Consider the following 16,872-nt stretch of genomic DNA (forward strand, 5'->3'; position numbering starts at 1 on the left):
GAACGGCAGTCGACGTCGTGGCGAACGGGACGGGGGTCTGCGTGCTGACCTGGGGGACGCGGCGGATTCTCGCGCACCGGCTGCCGGTGCTCGCCGCCGTACTCGCGGTGACCCTCTCAGCCACGGTGCTCACCGCCCTGGCCGCCTTCTCCACCGCCGCCGGGGACGCCGCGCTGCGCCGCACCCTCGCCGCCACCGACCACCGAGCCGACACCGCGCTGCGGATCACCGCCGACGTGCCCGGGGGAGAGCGGGACAGGGCCCGCGACACCGTGGCCCGGCAGGCCCGTGCTGCGTACGGCGGGCTGCCCGTCACGGTCCGGGAGAGCGAACGCTCCGTCACCTACGCGCTGCCCGGCGGTGACCGCGACCGGCCCGACCTCACCCAGCTGGCCACCCTCGACACCGGCCGCGTACGCCTGGTCTCCGGGCGGCTGCCGTCCGCCGGCACCGCGCGCCGGGTCGCCGTGGCCGTGCCCCGGGTGGCCGCCGAACGGCTCGGCGTCCGCGCGGGCGACACCCTGCGCCTCACCGGGCGGCTCGACTCCCGGGCGCTGCGCGTCACCGTCACCGGGGTCTACGAGCCACAGGACGCGTCCGATCCGTACTGGCGGCTCGACCCCTTGCGCGGCCGTGGCGCGGCGACGGTCTCCTTCACGACGTACGGGCCCCTGCTCACCTCCGCGGAGGCGTTCACCACGGGCCGGGTGGCGACCGACAGCACCGCGTGGAGCGTCACCGCCGACACGCGCCGCGTCACCGTCGCCGACTCCGGCGCCCTGCGGGCCGATGTCGTGCGGGCCCGCGCCGCACTGCGCGGCGCGCCCGAGCTGGGCGGCTCGGCCGTCGTGGCCACGAAGCTGCCCGCGCTCCTCGACCAGGCGGCCACGGCGCGTTCGGTCGCCGCGACGTCACTGCTGACCGCGGCCGTCCACCTCGTCGTCCTGGCCACCGGCGTCCTGCTGCTCGTCGCCCGGCTGCTGCGCGAGCGGCGCACCGCCGAGACGACGGTGCTCTACGCCCGTGGCGCCTCCGCCCGCGCGCTGGCCGCCGTCGCAGCCGTGGAGGCGGCGTGCCTGGCGGTGCCCGCGGCCGCCGTCGCCGTCCTCGCCGCACGCCCGCTGGCCGGCCTCTTCGCCGCCGACGCCGCGCGCGCCCCGCTGACCGGCGCCGTGTTCCTGGTCGGCGCCGCGACCTCCCTCGCCGGGGCAGTCGTCGTCCTCGCCACCGCCACCCCCACCCGGGGCGACGGCGCGACCGCACGCGCGCGGGCGCTGCCGGGACCCGCCCGAGCCGGCGCGGACCTCGCCCTTGTCGTCCTCGCCGCCGCGGCCTGGCTCCCGCTGCGCTCCGGCGACACCCTCACCCCGGTCGCCGCCTGCGCACCGGCACTCACCCTCCTCGCTGCCACCGTGCTGATGCTGCGGCTGCTTCCGTGGGCCGCACGCGCCGCCGAGCGGATCGCCGCCCGCGGCCGTGGCGCGGGCGCCGCCCTCGCGTGCCGGCAGTTCGCCCGACGGCCCGCCACTGCCACCGCGCCGGTTCTGCTGCTCGTCCTCACCCTGGCCACCGGGCTGCTCGCCGTCGGGCAGAACTCCTCCTGGCGCACCTCCCAGCACGACCAGGCCGACCACACGGTGGGCGCCCCGCTGCGCGTGACCGACGCGCGCCCGGCCGGCCCCGGACAGAGCGGCCGCGTCGACGGCGTGCCGGACCTGACGACCGTGGCGCCCGTACACCGCGCCGAAGGCCCGCAGGCCACCGTGCTCGCCGCCGACACCACCGCCCTGCGGTCCGTCGTCCTGCTGCGGCCCGCGCTCGCCGACGCCGACCCACTCGCGGCGCCCGCCGCGGCGCGCCCCACCGTGTCCGGTACCCGCGCGGTCCTGCCCCCCGATGCCCGCGCGCTCCTCATCGACGCGCGGACTGACCGGCGGGAGTCCGCGAGTGACGACGGCAGGGCCACGCTGCTGTCGGTGGTCGTCACCGACCGGCACGGCACCGCCTACCGGCTGTCCGCGGGCGGACTGCCGGCCGACGGCCGCGTCCACCGGCTGCGCGCCGCCCTCGACACCACCGCGGACACCACGCGTGCCGCCCCCGCCGGCCCGCTCATTCTGACCGGGATCGACGCGGAGAGCCCCGTCCCCGGCCGCGACCGCGCCGCCGCGTTGCGCATCGAGGCGCTCCACACCGCGCGCCGCGGCGACACCGTCCGCGCCCTGGACCTTCCCGCCGCACTGACCTGGAGCGCCGACGCCACCGTCACCCGCGGCACCCTCGACGATCCGCCCCGCGCACTGCGCCCGCGCGTCGACGGGAACGCCGTCACGGTCGGCTACCGCACCGGCGCCGCCGACCCCGCGTCCGCCACCGTCACCGTGCGGCTTCGCCCCGGCGCGCAGCCCCGCGTCCCGGCGGTGCTGCCCGCGCTCGCCACCGACGCCTACCTGCGAGCCACCGGAGCCCACGCGGGCGACACCGTCGACGTCACCCTCTCCGGAGAGACCCTGCGGGTGCGGCTCGCCGCCACCGCTCGCTCCTTCCCCACCACCGGCACCGGCGGCGCCCTCGTCGTGGACCTGGCCGCCGCCGACGCCTGGCTGACCGCCCGAGGCCGCGCCCCTCTCGCCCCGAACGAGTGGTGGGCCGGGCCCGCCCCCGGCCGCACGGAACAGGCCGCCGCCGCGCTGCGCGCCGCGCACCCGGGAGCCACCGTGGCCGTGCGCGACGAGACCGTCGCCCGGCTCCTCGCCGATCCGCTCAGCGGCGGAGTGCGCGGCGCACTGTGGGCCACGGCCGAGGCGGCCGTCGTCCTCGCCGCGCTCGGCCTCGCGGCGGCCTGGGCCGCGACGGCGCGGGTCCGCCGGCCGGAGTTCGCCGTGCTGAGCGCGCTCGGCGCGCCCCGCAGGCTGCCCATGCTGCTCATCGCGGCGGAGAACGCCGCGCACCTCGTCACCGGCCTGGTCTCCGGCACCGTCCTCGGCGTCCTGCTGGTGCACGCCGTGGTCCCGTACACCGTGCGCACCGCCACCGGCGCCCGGCCCGTGCCCACCGCCGTCACGGACCTGCCCGTTCCGCACGTCCTCCTGCTGCTCGCCGCCGTGGCCACGGCGCCCGTCGTGGTCACCGTCCTGCTCGCCCGCCACGCGACCCGCATCCCCGCGGGCACCGGAACGGAGCCCGCATGACCATCCGTCACGCCGAGCGGACCGACCGCGACGCGGCGGCGGCGCGGGAGGTCCCACGCCGGCGCCACACGCACCGGGTCCCCGCCCCGTGGTTGCGGACCCGGCTGCGCGCCGCACCCCGGGCGGTGCTCGCGCTCGCCGCGCTCACCTGCTTCGTCGCGTTCGTCGCCGCGGCGCTGCCGCGCGCCGACGACGCCGTCGCCTCACGGGCCCTGCACGCGGCCCTCACCGACGCGGGAACCCCCCGCACGGTCGTCGAACTGACGGCGCCGCAGCCCTCGTTGGCGCTCGGGACACGTGAACGCGCCGCCGCCGTCGCCCCGGAAGCACTCGCCCGGGTGACGCACAGGGCACCCCGGACGTTCCCCGCGCCGCTGACCACCCGGGCCGAGAACGCCGTGGCGGAGGTCCGCACCACCCACCAGCTCCTGGGCACAGACCCCGCGCTGCCCCGCCCCGAGGCCGTCCCGCCGCACTTCAGCGTGCACGCGCTCGGCGGCCTCGACGAGCACGCCCGGGTGCTGCGGGGCCGGCTGCCGCGCGCCGCGCACGACACCACCGAGACCACCCGCACCGCGGAAGCCGCCGTCACCGAGGCCACCGCCCGCGCGCTGCGGCTGCATGTCGGCAGCACGGTGCCGACCGCTTACGAGAACGGCTCCCAGGGGCCCGAGTTCACCATCACCGCGATCCTGCGCCCGCGCGCGCCCGCAGGCCCGTACTGGTCGGCCGATCCGCAGCTCGGTACTCCCGGCATGGCCGCCACCAGCGACAGACTCCCGGCCCTGTACTGGTCGGCGGCGCTGCTGCTGCCCGCCGAGGCCGCACCCGTGCTGCTCGGCACCCAGACCCAGCCCGAACTCGCCTGGCGGTTCATCCCCGACACGGACGCGCTCACCGGCGAGGACGCCGAAGGGATCGTCCGCGCCGCCGCGTCCCTGCGCCAGGGCCCCGCGTCCTTGCGGCTACGCGCCCTCGCCGGGCCCAGCGCCGCCGTCACCACACAACTCGGCGACGTGGCAGCCGCCCACAACCGGCAGAGAGAAGCCGTCAACCCGCTCGTCACGGCGGGCCTCACCGGAGCCGCCGCCGTCGCCGCACTCGTCCTGACCGCCACGGCGGCTCTCCTCACCCGTCGCCGCGCCCCCGAACTCGCGCTGCTGCGCGCCCGGGGCGCCGGCCTGATCTCCCTGGCCGCCCGTACCGGCGCCGAGACGGCCGTGACCACGCTGCCCGCGGCGGCCGTCGGCCTGCTGCTCGCGCGACTGGTGCTGCCCGACGGGCGCGAAGCACGGGCCGTCCTCGCGGTCGCGGCCGTCGCCGTCCTCGTCTGCCTGACACCGCCGCTGCTCGTCGTCGCCGTTCACCGGGTGCCGCGCGCGCACGACGAGCGCGAGGACCTCGCCGCCGTACGCCCCGGACGCCGCCGCCTCGTCGCCGAGGCGACGATCGTGCTCCTGACGGCCGGTTCCCTGGTGGCGCTGCGCGCCGCGGGCGCGGACTCGACGGCGGCGGTCGCCGTCGTTCCCGTACTGACCGCGCTGCTCGGAGCGCTTCTGCTGCTGCGGCTGACCCCGCCGCTGCTGCGGAGTGCCGCCCGTTCGACGGCGCGGCTGCGCGGTCCGGTGGTGTTCCTCGCGCTGGCCCGCGCCGGACGCGCCCCGGCCGCCACCGCGTTCCCGCTGTGCGCCCTCGTGATCGCCCTGACCACGGCCGCGTTCGGCGGCTCCGTCCTTCTCGGCACCACGGCCGCCCGGGACCGCGCGGCACTGCTCGCCACCGGTGCGGACGCCCGCGTCGACGTCCTGGGCGGCGGCCGGCTGCCCGCCGGGGCGCGGGACGCCGTGGCCGCCCTGCCCGGCGTCCGCTCGGTCACCTCGGTGGGCACCGACACCGACGGGCAAGTGGGGGGCCACCGGGTCACCGCCGTCGCCGTCCCCGCCGAGGCGTACGCGCGGCTGTCCCGCTCCACCGGCAACGGCGGTTTCCCCGCGGCCGCCCTCCAGCCCCGGAGCGGCGCCCTGGGCGCGGTCGCCTCTCCTGGCCTCGCCCGCCGCCTGGGCACGGGACCGCAGCGGGTCCAGGCGTTCGGCCGCACCCTCACCGTGCGCGTCACCGCCGCCCGTACGAGCACACCGGCCGTCCCGCACGGTGCGTTCCTCCTTCTCGACCAGACCCTGATGCGGGCCGGGGGCGCGACGAGCCTGCTGGTCACCGGCACCCCGGCCGGTGCGACGGCCCTCGAACGCGCGGCCCGCGCCAAGGGCTCCACGCCCGTGCGCGCCGTACTCCGCTCGGAAGTGCGGGCACGGTACGCGGCCCCGCCGCTCCAGGAGGGCACGTTCCGCGTCTACGCCGCGGCGGTCGGCGCCGCGGGCGCGCTCGCCGCCCTCGCGCTCGCGCTGTCCCTGCTCCACGACGCCGACGCCCGCGCCGCATTCCTCGGCCGGCTGCGCACACTGGGCCTCGGGGCCCGGCAGAGCCGCCGTCTCGCCCTGCTGGAGGCGGTGCCGCTCGCGGTGACCGCAGCCGTCGGCGGCGCCGTCACCGGCTGGGTCGCGATCGCCCTCGCGGGCCCGGCGGTCGACCTGCGGCTGCTCGCCGTCGGCACCGCCCCCGCAGGGCCGGACGGCACGACCGTCCCCGAGGGTTTCCACCCCGCGCTGCACGCCGTGCCCACTGCCCTGGTGCTGCCCGCCGCCGCGGTCCTGGTGCTCGCGGCCGTCGTCACGGTGCTGCACACACGCCGGGCGGGCGATCCGGGCGGCCGACGCAGGTGGCCCCGGGCCCGCGAGGCCGGCCCGGGCAGCCTCAGGGACGCTGCGCCTCCCGGCGCCGGACGCACCCCTGGCCTTCCGGTCACCAGCGACCCCGCCGGGGTGAGCCCCACCGCGGCGAATTCGACCGAACGCACGCAGGAGGAGCCCTCATGACCGTGCCCCAGCCGTCCTCGGCCGGGTCCCGTCCGGCCGGCGCGGCGGGCGAGCCGGACGGCTCCCGGACCCGCCGCACCCTCGCCGAACTGGAGGAGCGGGCGGGGCGCGAACGCCCCGTCCACGGCCGGGACGCGCTCGTCGTCTGCGACCGGCTCGTCCGGGTCTTCACCGCCGACGGTGTCGAGGTGCAGGCCCTGCAAGGGCTCGACCTGCTGGTCCGCGAGGGGGAGTTGACCGCACTCGTGGGTGCTTCCGGCAGCGGCAAGTCGACGCTGATGAACATCCTGGCCGGCCTCGACGTGCCGACCGCCGGCGCGGCCCGGGTCGCCGGACGGGACCTGCTGACCATGCGCGCCCGCGAGCGCCTCGCCTATCGGCGCGAGACCGTCGGCTTCGTGTGGCAGCGCACCTCGCGCAACCTGCTGCCCTACCTGGACGTGGCGCAGAACGTCGCCCTGCCGATCCGGCTCGCGGGCCGCGGCGGCCGCAAGGCCCGTGCGGCGGCCGCCGAGCGCGCGCACGACCTGCTCGGCCTGCTCGGCGTCGCGGACCGCTCCGACCGCCGTCCCGCCGCGCTCTCCGGCGGCGAACAGCAGCGGGTCGCCATCGCGGTGGCGCTCGCCAACAACCCTTCGCTGCTGCTGGCCGACGAGCCCACCGGTGAACTCGACTCGGCCACGGCCGCCGATGTCTTCGCGGCGTTCCGGCGCGCCAACGACGAACTGGGCACCACCGTACTGGTGGTGACCCACGACCAGGCCGTCGCGAACGAGGTCCGCCGTACCGTCGCCATCCGCGACGGACGCACCTCCACGGAGACGCTGCGCCGGACCACGGTCGACGAGGGCGGTCGCACGTCGGTCGAGGCCCACGAGTACGCGATGCTCGACCGCGCGGGCCGACTCCAGCTTCCGTCGGAGTACGTGGAGTCCCTGTCGATGGAGCACCGGGTCATGCTCCAGCTCGAACGCGACCACATCGGCGTCTGGCCGGACACTCCGGCCCCGGACGCCGGAGCCTGACCAGGGCGAGGTCCGGAGCCACCAGAAGCTCCGTCACATTGCGTCGAAGTCATGGGAGTTATGCCAGTTCCATCATGCCAGGTCAGGGGCTATTCCAGTAGGACGAAGGGCACAGCCTTTACGGCTTGTCCGGCATTCTCGGCGACATCCAGAATTCCGCCATGAATTACTCGGCGAAAATCGACCAGGACGACATCCTGCGAGCGCGGAATGTACTGCTCGCCTCGGGACGCCGCACTCCTCGCGAGGAAGTCGGCGCCTACCGTGTCCTTGCTCAGGTCAGTCCCGCCGCTTACCTGCCCCGCCTGGTGAAGGCGCTGCAGCACCTCAGTTACGACCCCAGCCACCGGCCCGAAGTGAGCCTCGCACTGTGCGAGGAGGCGGTGGCCGCCGCACGAACCGTCGATCCGGCCGAGCCGGAGCGCGCGAATCTCCTGTACGAGGCCCTCGGCACGTGCCAGAGAGGACTGTACGAAGTGGGCAGACGAGCCGAAGGGCTCGCCATGCGTGCGGAGATGCTCGCCATCGGAAGGGCTCAGGCGGAGACGTCACGAAGCCGCGCCATCAGAGGGTTGTCCGAGTGGGCCTCGGGACTCTCCGAAGAGGGCCGCTATGTCGAAGCCGCCGACGCCGCGACCGAGTTGGCGGCCACCGCGCTGCCCGGTGGCCCCGCCGAAGGTGGTCTGGCGTGGATCCTGCTGCAGTGGATCGCCGCTCTCCGTGACGCGGGCCGGTCCGAGGAGGCACTCGCCGCCTTCAAGACACTTGTCGACATGGAGGCGGCCGAAGCCGCGAACGACCGTGGCCCGATCGCCTGCCACCTCTTCGCGCTGTTCGAGTACGCGCGGATGCTCGGCACCCACGGCCGACGACGGGAGGCCGCCGCGGCCCGGCAGGAGGCGCTCGTCCTGCTGACGGAACTGGCGGCCACCGGCGAGCGCAAGTCCTGGAGCGGCTACCAGTCGTCGTACTGGGCGGTGCTGTCGCTGATGTCCGGCGCCGAGAGCGAGCGGCCGCGGCCCGGAGAACCCCGGCCGCCGTCGGGCGTCGTCACACTGCGGTGGTCACCCGACGTCCGACGCGACTACTTCGACAGCCGCGACGCGCTCCGTGACGAGGTGGACGCCCTCGCCACACGGGCCGCTGAAGATCCTGAAAGCCACCTCGCCGAACTGGTGCGGCTGCACCGGGTGTTCACCATTCGTTCCGCCGTCCACTGGGAAGCGGGCGCCCGAGGGTGCACCGAGCACACGGGCGTGCTGTTCGACGAAGGCGTGGAACTGGCGTTGCGCTGGTCCCGGCACCGCCCCGCGGAGGGAACTCCGGCAGTCGTCAGGTCGCTGCTCGACCGCTCGGCCTTCCGTGCCACCACCCGCGAGTTCGGGCCGGCGCTCGACGACTTCCGAGAGGTCCTGAGACAGCTGGGGGAGGAATGCGGTTCGGACGGCTGACGAGCGTCCTTCGGTGACCGGACGGCCTGTACCGGTTCTCGAAGCCTTCTCGACCGGGACGGAAGCGTTCTTCGAGGCGTGTGCCCGAGCGTGAGCATGTCGTGGCGTGCTGCGTCGTCGGGAGGCTCTCGTGGGTGAACGGGACAGTGTCCGAACCGAGTTGCGGGTGGTGCGGGGCACCGCGGGGGAGGAGGAGCTCGCGGCGATCGCGGTGGTCCTCGGCGCCGTGCTGTCCGGGCGGGACCGAGACGAGGACGACTTGAAGGAGGAGCCGGAGACCGCGCGATGGGGGCAGGACGACAGCCAAGGTGTCTACCGCGCTCCCCATTCGTGGCGCCATCCACCCCGACTCCCGTTCGCGGGTTGACGCGTGACCGTGACGGTCGGTGCGAAGGACGGTGGGCTGCTCGCCGGCGTGAACCGGTGCTCCGCCCCCCGCGATGTGATGCGCAGGGGATCTGTCTAGACGACGGTGGCCGTGGCCGGCCATGCGCCACGGCCCACCAGATCGAGGACGAGCGCGGCGATGTTGTACGCGTCGTCCTCGCCGCGGTGATGTCGTCCTTCGAGCGGCAGTCCGGCGATCTGCAAGGCGTGAGCCATACCGGGCTTCTTGCGCAGCCCGTAGGCCGCGGCGAACACGGCCTTGGCGTTCGTGTGGGTGCGCTCCGTCGGCCGGCCGAAGGGGTAGGCGACTTCGTGGGCTTGACTCTGCCGCGCGAACTGCCGACGGTCGTACTCGCCCCAGCTGGCCCAAGGGCGCTCCCCGGCCTCGTGGTCCTGGACGAGGATCCGGCACGCGTCGGCGAAGGTGACGCCTTGCTCCACCTCGGCTTGGGTCAGGCCGGTCAGTTCGGTGCAGAAGTCGCTCACCGCCGACCGGGCGGGGCGGACCAGGATGCGGTGCCTCGACACGCGGCGCCGTGCCGACACGTCCACGACGGCGAGACCGATCTCGATGATCTCGCTCACGGAGCCGGGCGGCGGTTGTCCGTCCCAGCAGGTGGCTTCCACATCGATGACGTTCAGCAGGGCGGATTCGCGGCGCATGCGGCCGAGCGTAGAGACGCGAGCTGGGTCCCGGCATCCCCATTTGTGCGGGGCGGCATCGGGGGCCGACGTGTCAGAGGGTGCCGTCCCCGGGGATGCCCAGCTGTTCGGCCACGGTGGTGAGGGCGGTTCCCAGCGGGAGCGTGACACGGGCGACGGCGTGCTGGTCGCCCCGCGTGGGGTCCCGGTTGACGATCACCACCGGCTTTCCGGCCTGAGCGGCATGACGGACGAACCGGAGACCCGACATCACGGTCAGTGAGGATCCGAGGACCAGCAGCGAGGTCGCCCCGTCGACCAGGGCGCGGCAGTGCGCGACCCGGGACGGCGGAACGGACTCGCCGAAGAAGACCACGTCCGGTTTGAGAATGCCGCCGCAGACCGTGCAGGGAACGACGTGGAAGTCGCCGACCTGCTCGTCGGTGAGGTCGGCGTCGCCGTCCGGATTCATGGCGGCGGCCACCGGGGCGAAACCAGCGTTGGCCTCCTCCAGACGGCGGGCCAGTTCCCGGCGCGGGGTGAAAGCGCCGCAGGTCAGGCAGACGACCCGGTCCAGGCTGCCGTGGAGCTCCACGACACCCTCGCTTCCGGCTGCCTGGTGCAGACCGTCGACGTTCTGCGTGATCACACCCGAGAGCAGACCGTGCCGCTGGAACGCGGCGACGGCCCTGTGCCCCGCGTTCGGGCGAGCCCGGCCGAAGGTGCGCCAGCCGAGGTGGCTGCGCGCCCAGTAGCGCCGCCGGGCCGGGGCGCTCGCGGTGAACTCCTGGTAGGTCATCGGGGTGTGCCTGCTCAGGCTCCCGCCCTCGCCCCGGTAGTCGGGGATGCCGGACTCCGTGGAGATGCCCGCCCCGCTGAGCACCAGCACGCCGCCGGTGCCCAGCGCCTCGGCGACCGGCTCCAGGTCCGTGGTGCCCGGCGGCAGATCCCCGGTGGGGGTCCAGTTCAGAGTGGGACGCATGCGCATTCAGCCAGGGTACGGAATCCCGCGCCGCGACCCGGCACGTCGCTCAGGAAGGCAGGGCGCCGAGCTGGCGCAGCTGGGTGAGGACGTCGACGACGCCCCGTATTTCTGCGATCCGCCCGTCGACGAAGCGGAAGACGAAGATCTCGCCGTAGGTGACCGCGCGACCCGTGGGGGCCAGGCCCCGGTACTCGCCCTGGTGGGTCCCGGTCACGGTGTTCCTGGAGACGACCTTGTCCCCCTCCGCGACCGTCTCCTCGATGGTGACGTGGATGTCGGGGAAAGCGCGCAGCAGCACGTCCCACACCTGCTTCAGCGCCTTCGCGCCGGTCTCGCCCATCGGGACGGGGGCATGGAAGCGCACGTCAGGTGCGACGAACTCGTCGATGGCCTTCAGGACGGTGTCCGGATCACCGCTGTTCACGGCGGAGTGGAAGCGGTGGAGCGTCGCCGTGTTGTCCGTCGTCTCGGTTGTCGGCATGCGGTCTCTCCTCGGGCCCGTGTTGGAAGGGGTCACAGCGATGAGACGGGGCGGCCGCTCGGAATGTGACACGGCCCCTGAGGGAGGCTCGCGGACGGTGCTTGACGCGCGGGACCTGCCGCCGGTTCGGCTGTCGCGCACGAGGGCGTCGGGCCCGCGCGAGCGGAGCGGGTCATCCGTCGTGCCGCGTCGTGGAGAAGTGGTCCGTCAGGGCCTGCACCACCACGCGGACCTCCGGTGACGTCCGTCGCTCGCCATGGCGGACCAGTTGCACGGGGACGTCGGGCAGCGCCGGGCCCTCGATGACGGCCAGGCGCTCCTCGCGCAGCGCGGTCGCGACCGCCGTACGGGGCAGGATGCTGATGCCGAGACCGGCCATGACGCAGCTGCGGACCGCTTCGCTGCTGCCGAGGCGGGTCAGTCGGGTGTGCGCGCCGGACGCGGCCTGGAGCCGGCCCGCGATCCGGTCGCTGTAGGAGCAGCCCTCCTCGTGCAAGAAGACGTCCTCGTCGGCGAGTTGACGCCACGTGGCAGGCTTTCGTGACGAGGCCAGGGGGTGCCCCGGCGGTCCGACCAGGGACAGGGCCTCCCTCGCGATGACGGTCGCCGTCAGGTCGGGGAAGGCGACCGAGTCCTCCAGCAGCAGGGCCAGGTCGAGTTGGCCGCTGCGGAGTCCTTCGACCGAGGCGTGGGTGCCGGCGGGGAACAGGTGCACGGCGATGTTCGGGTGGCTGCGGCGCAGAGCGGCGATCACATGAGGCAGATGCGTGGAGCACAGGGTGTCTCCCGCGGCGACGGCGACCGTACCCGAGGGTTCGGAGTCCGCGGCGGCCGAGCGAAGCCTCGCCTCCGCGTCGAGGACGGCCGCGGCCTCCGGCACCAGTCGTCGTGCCGCGGCGGTCACGCGGGCCCCGCGCGGCATACGGTCGAAGAGCTGGACTCCGAGCATCTTCTCCAGGGACTTGACCTGCGTCGTCACCGTGGACTGCGAGAGATGCAGCTCCGCCGCGGCCGACGTGAAGTTCTCCGTCCGCGCGACGGTCAGAAACGTCCGAATCAGTTGTGTCTCCACACTCGGACCCTACCCGAGCCATCGCTTTTCCCGATGACATCCATCGAGAATCATCGCTTCCTTCGATGCCGGAGGGGTGGCACCGTAGAGACATGACTTCGAACCTCACCGACACGGTGCTGCACTACGCCGCCTTCACCGCCGACCCCCAGGGCGGGAACCCGGCGGGGGTCGTCCTGGACGCCGCGTCGTACGACGCCGCCCGCATGCTCGCCGTAGCCACGGACGTGGGGTACTCCGAGACGGCGTTCATCACGGAGCACGACATGGACGAACGCCGGTTCACCGTGCGCTACTTCAGCCCCCTCGCCGAGGTCGACTTCTGCGGACACGCGACCATCGCCGCCGCCGTGGCCCTGGCCGAACGCATCGGCCCGGGCCTGCTGATGCTGGACACCCAGGCCGGCGAAGTCCCCGTCCTCACGGTCGCCGACGCCGACGGCGCGCTGCACGCGACGCTGACCAGCGTCCCGACCCACACCCGGCCGGCGAGCGGGACCGAGCTGAGCGAGGCTCTCGCCGCACTGGCCTGGAAGCAGTCGGACCTCGACACCGAACTCCCGGCGCACGTCGCCTTCGGGGGCGTGCGGCACCTCGTCCTCGCCGCCGCCACCCGGGCCCGACTCGCCGACCTGGATTACGACTTCGACGCCCTCGGCGAGGTCATGCGCCGCCACGGCTGGACGACTCTGCAGCTCGTCTGGCGGGAGTCGGACGATCTGTTCCACGCCCGCGACCCGTTCCCCGTCGGGGGAGTCGTCGAGGACGCGGCGACCGGCGCCGCGGCTGCCGCGTTCGGCGGATACCTCAGGACCCTCGGCCTGGCACCGCACGGCCGTACCGTGCGCATCCACCAGGGCGACGACATGGGCCGCCCCAGCCTGCTCGACGTCGACATCGACGCCGCGGACCCGCGGGTACGCGTCAGCGGACAAGCGGTGCCGATCAAGCAGTGAACGCGGCAGGACCCCGGGCCCGCGTCGGGGCGAGCCGTCGCGGCCCGGGACCGGCGGAGCGCACCGCGCACTCCCCGGACCGCCGGCCGGCTCGGTCGGGGCGCCCGCTCAGGTCGTGTCCAGGTCGGCGAGGAGCAGATGGTGGTCCGAGTGGACGCTCGGGCGCACACGGTGCCGCGACGAGTCGATCCCTCGCAGGAAGACGTAGTCGAACTTGCTCTGCCAGTCGGTCGTGGGCTCGCAGGCCCCGGAGACGGAGTGGCGGCACTGCGGGTCCGTGTCGAGGGCCAGTGTCCACATCCTGTCGAGCTCGGGGGCGTCCGGTACGGCGTTGAAGTCGCCGAGGACGATCGCGCGGTCGTGCCGGGCGACCTCAGCGACCAGTACGCGCGCCTGGGCCGCCCGGACCCCCTCCTGCCGCCGCTGGGCGAGGTGTGTGTCGAAGACCCGGACGGACCGTCCGCCCACGGTGGTGGTGACGGCCATGTACCCACGGTCCTCGGATCCGCCGTCGGGGTATTCCGCCCGGAGGACGTCTTTCATCGGTGCCGCCGAGAGGATCGCCTGTCCGTAGCCGCCCGGACGCCACGGCACACCTCCGCAGCGGCTCCAGTTCCTGAGGACCGCCCCGTACTCGACGTGGTAGACCAGCCCGTGCAGGTTCTCCAGATGGTCCCGGATGCTCTCCACGTCCCGCACGCACGCTTCCTGCAGGCCGATGACCTGCGGCGCGTACGTGGCGATCTCCGCCGCCCGGGCTACGTTGCTCGCGTCGCACGGGTTGCAGATGTTCCACGTCATCACCCGGTTCGGCACGACGTCCCTGACCGCCTCGACCGGCAGCGACCCGCCGAAGAGGGCATCCCTCGGGGCACTTGGCCCGATGAGCGCCATGCAGGCCACGATCAGTGCGCCGACGTGCAAGCGCGTGCCCCTGGCGAGCACATCGCCTCCTCGAAGTCGATTCCCCTGACATCCGACGTGTTCCTGTACGAGGTTATGGGACACGCCGCCGCCGGCCCGCGCGGAGTCGGCGATCCCGTCGCGGCCCGGACGGTGGCACGGCGTTCGCCGCCTCTCACCCGATGGTGACGACACGTGCCCAGCCGGGCGGAGTGTCCGGGACGTAGTCGGGATCGTCCTCGCGCGCGGAGCCGGCGGGCCGGGGGAAGAGACCGACGACGGTGCGGCAGGGCGGTGGCGCGGAGGGCCACGGGGTCTGCCCGTCCGTCAGCGCCACGATGACGTCGGGACCGGGCCGCGAGCGCAGCGCCCGGGCGAAACCGGAACGCAGGTCCGTGCCACCGCCGCCGATCAGCTCCATGCTCTCGGCACGGCAGAGCGGGACGGCGACTCCGGCCGCCGCGTCGCAGGAGATGACGGAGACCAGGTCGCGCCGCCCGCCCACCGCCCGGGAGATCGCCGCGACCTCCAGCAGCGCGCTGCCCAGTTCGGCGTCGCTCACCGACCCGGAGGTGTCGATCACGACGCAGACCCGCGGCGGAACACGGCGCAGGCTCGGCAGGATCACCCCGGGAAGGCTCGCGGAACGCCGGGACGGCCGCCGGTAACTGTGGTTCTCGCCCGCCCCCGGGGCGCCGGCGGCCGAGCGGATCGCCGACCCCAGCAATTGCCGCCAGGGCTGAGGCGGTTGGAACGCCTCGTCCGCCCAGCGGCGCCACCCCTCGGGCGCGCTGCCCGGCCGGCCCTTGATCGCCTCCGCGACCCGGAAGCGAACCGCGTCCCGCTGCTGCCTGGTCAGCCCGTTCGCCCCGTCGGGGCCCAGCTCCCACGAGCGGTGCTGCCCGTCGGCGCCACTGCCGCAGTCCAGCCAGGCCAGGTCCGCGAGCCCGGACATGGAGGACCGCCGCAGGTACTCCTCCATCAGCAGTCCGTCGGGCAGCCGCAGCAGCGACGGCAGCACCACTCCGGCGGGCCGGGGCAGCCCGTCTCCGTAGATGTCGTCGTTGATCTCGAAGTCCGCGGCGATGTTCCGCCGCAGCCGTTCGCCCGGCCCGTACTCCTCGTGCTGCCGCGCGTACCGCTCGCCCCGCCCGTGGTGGTCCCGCAGCAGATGGGAGACCTCGTGCACCCAGACGCCCGCCAGTTCCTCCACCGGGGTGCGCGCCACGAACCCGGGGGAGACGTAGCAACGCCAGTGGGCGTCCACGGCCATCGTCGGCACCGACCGGTCCTCCACCACGTGCAGCGCGAAGAGCGCACCGGCGAGGTAGGGCCGTACGTTCACCGCGTGCAGCCGGGCGGTCAGCAACTTCTGCATGTCCAGCGGAAGTTCGGCCCGGTCGGACACATGGACGGGCCCCGGCCCCGGATGGACCTCCCTCACCGGGCGCGGCGTTGGGGGCCGGGGCATCGGACGCGGCACCGGCCGCTTCGCGACCTCCGCCATCAGCCCGCCACCCCCGTACGCCTGGCGGCCGCCGCCTTGACCCGTCCCACCGAGCGGTCCGCCTGCCGCGCGAGGCCGACCACCGCGGCCAGCCGCTCCATCGTCTCCGGCACCTCCCAGTCGTCACGGCGCACCGCGGCCAGTGCCGTCGCCGGAGCGACGAGCAGGTCCGCCGCGCCGGTCTCCAACGCCCGGACCAGGACGGCCCAGCCCGCCTCCCACCGCTGCCGCTCCGGCCGCGCGCCGACGGCGGCCACCACCGCCTCCAGGGCCGCCTGCCGCAGGTCACCCCGCTCCGGCAGCTCGGCGGCGCCCGGATCGGCCAGCAGTGTCTCCGGGTCCGGCAGGTCCATCCGGTCCAGATAGGCGAGGAGTTCGAGTCCAGGTCCGTCACCGACCGCGCCGCGTACGAGCAGTGCCAGTACGTCGCGAGAGACCGAGGCCGCGGTGCCGAAAGCCAGCAGGGTCAGCGCCGCGTCCCAGCTGCGGGGCGAGGGCCAGGCGCCCCCGCGTCGAGTCTCGGTGCTGGGCAGCCGGTGGATCAGGGTCGGCCGGGCGGCCAGGAAGCCGCAGACCGCGCGGCGGGAGAAGGCGACGGCTTCCGGCAGTCGTTCCGGCACCAGCCGGGGCAGTTCCGCCCTCGGCCAGACGCCCCCCAGGCCGCGCACCACCACTTCCTGGTCGTGCACCCAGTACAGGTGCACGAACCGGTTGGCCAGCGGAGGGCTCAGTTCCCACCCGTCCGCCGCCGAGGCGCGGGGGTTGGCGGCGGCCACGATCCGTACGCCCGGCGGCAGTTGCAGCGCACCCACCCGCCGCTCCAGCACGACCCGCAGGAGGGCGGCCTGCACGGCCGGGGTCGCGGTGGAGAGTTCGTCGAGGAACAGCAGCCCGCGTCCGGCCCGTACGAGTTCCACGGCCCACTGCGGCGGTGCCATCGGCACGCCCTGCACCGCCGGGTCCTCACCGACGACGGGCAGCCCGGAGAAGTCGGACGGCTCGTGGACGCTGGCGATCACGGTGGTCAGCGGCAGATCGAGGGAGTCCGCCAGCTGGGTCAGGGCCGCGGTCTTCCCGATGCCCGGTTCGCCCCACAAGAGAACGGGCAGGTCAGCCGCCACGGCCAGCGTCAGTGCTTCGAGCTGTTCGTCCGGGCGCGGCTCGGTGGTGGTCGTCCGCAGGAGGGAGAGCAGGTTGTCGGCGACGGCGAGGTGGGCGTCGGTCGCGGTCGCGCGAGCGGGTGCGCACGCTTCGTTGGTCGGGAACGGAGCGGACAGGAGCGTACTGGTGGTCATCGGCATCACCTTGAGGGCGTGAGGGGACGGGGAAGGATCCGTCC

13 protein-coding genes are annotated in these 16,872 nt (G+C 74.5%); 6 read left to right on the top strand and 7 right to left on the bottom strand.

The features are described 5' to 3' along the window. Positions 1-17 precede the first annotated feature (17 nt). The 5 genes from ACFYQQ_RS19895 to ACFYQQ_RS19915 all read left to right on the top strand — a co-directional run bounded on the left by ACFYQQ_RS19895 (position 18) and on the right by ACFYQQ_RS19915 (position 8,967). Positions 18-3,191 (top strand): FtsX-like permease family protein, encoded by a 3,174-nt coding sequence (locus tag ACFYQQ_RS19895; protein WP_388904894.1) that lies wholly within the window; start codon positions 18-20, stop codon positions 3,189-3,191. After that, positions 3,188-6,124, top strand: coding sequence for an ABC transporter permease (locus ACFYQQ_RS19900; RefSeq protein ID WP_388904895.1), 2,937 nt, complete (start codon positions 3,188-3,190; stop codon positions 6,122-6,124). Before ACFYQQ_RS19895 ends, ACFYQQ_RS19900 begins: the two co-directional genes overlap by 4 nt. Continuing rightward, positions 6,121-7,149, top strand: coding sequence for an ABC transporter ATP-binding protein (locus ACFYQQ_RS19905; protein ID WP_355790537.1), 1,029 nt, complete (start codon positions 6,121-6,123; stop codon positions 7,147-7,149). The genes ACFYQQ_RS19900 and ACFYQQ_RS19905 overlap by 4 nt, the downstream gene beginning before the upstream one ends. Positions 7,150-7,274: 125 nt before the next feature. After that, a complete protein-coding gene (locus ACFYQQ_RS19910; RefSeq protein WP_355790540.1) occupies positions 7,275-8,600 on the top strand; it encodes a hypothetical protein in 1,326 nt (441 codons plus the stop codon). Positions 8,601-8,730: 130 nt separating this feature from the next. After that, entirely contained in the window at positions 8,731-8,967 is a 237-nt protein-coding gene (locus ACFYQQ_RS19915) for an acyl-CoA carboxylase subunit epsilon (protein ID WP_355790543.1), read from the top strand. A 95-nt stretch (positions 8,968-9,062) separates the two neighbouring features. Here the strand turns inward: ACFYQQ_RS19915 and ACFYQQ_RS19920 are convergent, their stop codons facing one another. The 4 genes from ACFYQQ_RS19920 to ACFYQQ_RS19935 form a co-directional block, all read right to left on the bottom strand. Beyond that, entirely contained in the window at positions 9,063-9,650 is a 588-nt protein-coding gene (locus tag ACFYQQ_RS19920) for a 3'-5' exonuclease (protein ID WP_355790546.1), read from the bottom strand. A gap of 73 nt (positions 9,651-9,723) precedes the next feature. After that, entirely contained in the window at positions 9,724-10,617 is an 894-nt protein-coding gene (locus ACFYQQ_RS19925) for an NAD-dependent protein deacetylase (RefSeq protein WP_356174009.1), read from the bottom strand. Between the two features lie 43 nt (positions 10,618-10,660). Next, the gene (locus ACFYQQ_RS19930) at positions 10,661-11,095 is read right to left on the bottom strand and encodes an ester cyclase (protein ID WP_356174006.1); all 435 of its coding nucleotides are present in this window, start codon (positions 11,093-11,095) and stop codon (positions 10,661-10,663) included. A gap of 172 nt (positions 11,096-11,267) precedes the next feature. Then, on the bottom strand, positions 11,268-12,167 hold the full coding sequence (locus tag ACFYQQ_RS19935) for a LysR family transcriptional regulator (protein ID WP_388904896.1): 900 nt from the start codon (positions 12,165-12,167) through the stop codon (positions 11,268-11,270). A gap of 92 nt (positions 12,168-12,259) precedes the next feature. Here ACFYQQ_RS19935 and ACFYQQ_RS19940 point away from each other — a divergent pair, with 92 nt between their 5' ends. Continuing rightward, positions 12,260-13,123 carry a PhzF family phenazine biosynthesis isomerase gene (locus ACFYQQ_RS19940; RefSeq protein WP_355793292.1) on the top strand — a complete coding sequence of 288 codons (864 nt, stop codon included), beginning with the start codon at positions 12,260-12,262 and terminating at the stop codon, positions 13,121-13,123. 108 nt (positions 13,124-13,231) lie between these two features. Here the strand turns inward: ACFYQQ_RS19940 and ACFYQQ_RS19945 are convergent, their stop codons facing one another. From ACFYQQ_RS19945 to ACFYQQ_RS19955, 3 genes are all read right to left on the bottom strand, one after another. Then, the gene (locus ACFYQQ_RS19945) at positions 13,232-14,017 is read right to left on the bottom strand and encodes an endonuclease/exonuclease/phosphatase family protein (protein ID WP_355793296.1); all 786 of its coding nucleotides are present in this window, start codon (positions 14,015-14,017) and stop codon (positions 13,232-13,234) included. 184 nt (positions 14,018-14,201) lie between these two features. Continuing rightward, positions 14,202-15,404 (bottom strand): VWA-like domain-containing protein, encoded by a 1,203-nt coding sequence (locus ACFYQQ_RS19950; RefSeq protein WP_356174000.1) that lies wholly within the window; start codon positions 15,402-15,404, stop codon positions 14,202-14,204. 128 nt (positions 15,405-15,532) lie between these two features. Next, positions 15,533-16,828 carry an AAA family ATPase gene (locus ACFYQQ_RS19955; RefSeq protein ID WP_388904897.1) on the bottom strand — a complete coding sequence of 432 codons (1,296 nt, stop codon included), beginning with the start codon at positions 16,826-16,828 and terminating at the stop codon, positions 15,533-15,535. Positions 16,829-16,872: the final 44 nt, after the last annotated feature.

It is taken from the genome of Streptomyces sp. NPDC005496 (genome assembly GCF_042872045.1).
In the GTDB taxonomy this organism is placed as follows: domain Bacteria; phylum Actinomycetota; class Actinomycetes; order Streptomycetales; family Streptomycetaceae; genus Streptomyces.

Coding starts and splice junctions, on each gene's coding strand:
- ACFYQQ_RS19900 (WP_388904895.1), top strand. CDS start 3,188: ATGACCATCCGTCACGCCGAGCGGACCGACCGCGACGCGGCGGCGGCG.
- ACFYQQ_RS19905 (WP_355790537.1), top strand. CDS start 6,121: ATGACCGTGCCCCAGCCGTCCTCGGCCGGGTCCCGTCCGGCCGGCGCG.
- ACFYQQ_RS19920 (WP_355790546.1), bottom strand. CDS start 9,650: ATGCGCCGCGAATCCGCCCTGCTGAACGTCATCGATGTGGAAGCCACC.
- ACFYQQ_RS19925 (WP_356174009.1), bottom strand. CDS start 10,617: ATGCGCATGCGTCCCACTCTGAACTGGACCCCCACCGGGGATCTGCCG.
- ACFYQQ_RS19930 (WP_356174006.1), bottom strand. CDS start 11,095: ATGCCGACAACCGAGACGACGGACAACACGGCGACGCTCCACCGCTTC.
- ACFYQQ_RS19940 (WP_355793292.1), top strand. CDS start 12,260: ATGACTTCGAACCTCACCGACACGGTGCTGCACTACGCCGCCTTCACC.
- ACFYQQ_RS19945 (WP_355793296.1), bottom strand. CDS start 14,017: ATGGCGCTCATCGGGCCAAGTGCCCCGAGGGATGCCCTCTTCGGCGGG.
- ACFYQQ_RS19950 (WP_356174000.1), bottom strand. CDS start 15,404: ATGCAGAAGTTGCTGACCGCCCGGCTGCACGCGGTGAACGTACGGCCC.
- ACFYQQ_RS19955 (WP_388904897.1), bottom strand. CDS start 16,828: ATGACCACCAGTACGCTCCTGTCCGCTCCGTTCCCGACCAACGAAGCG.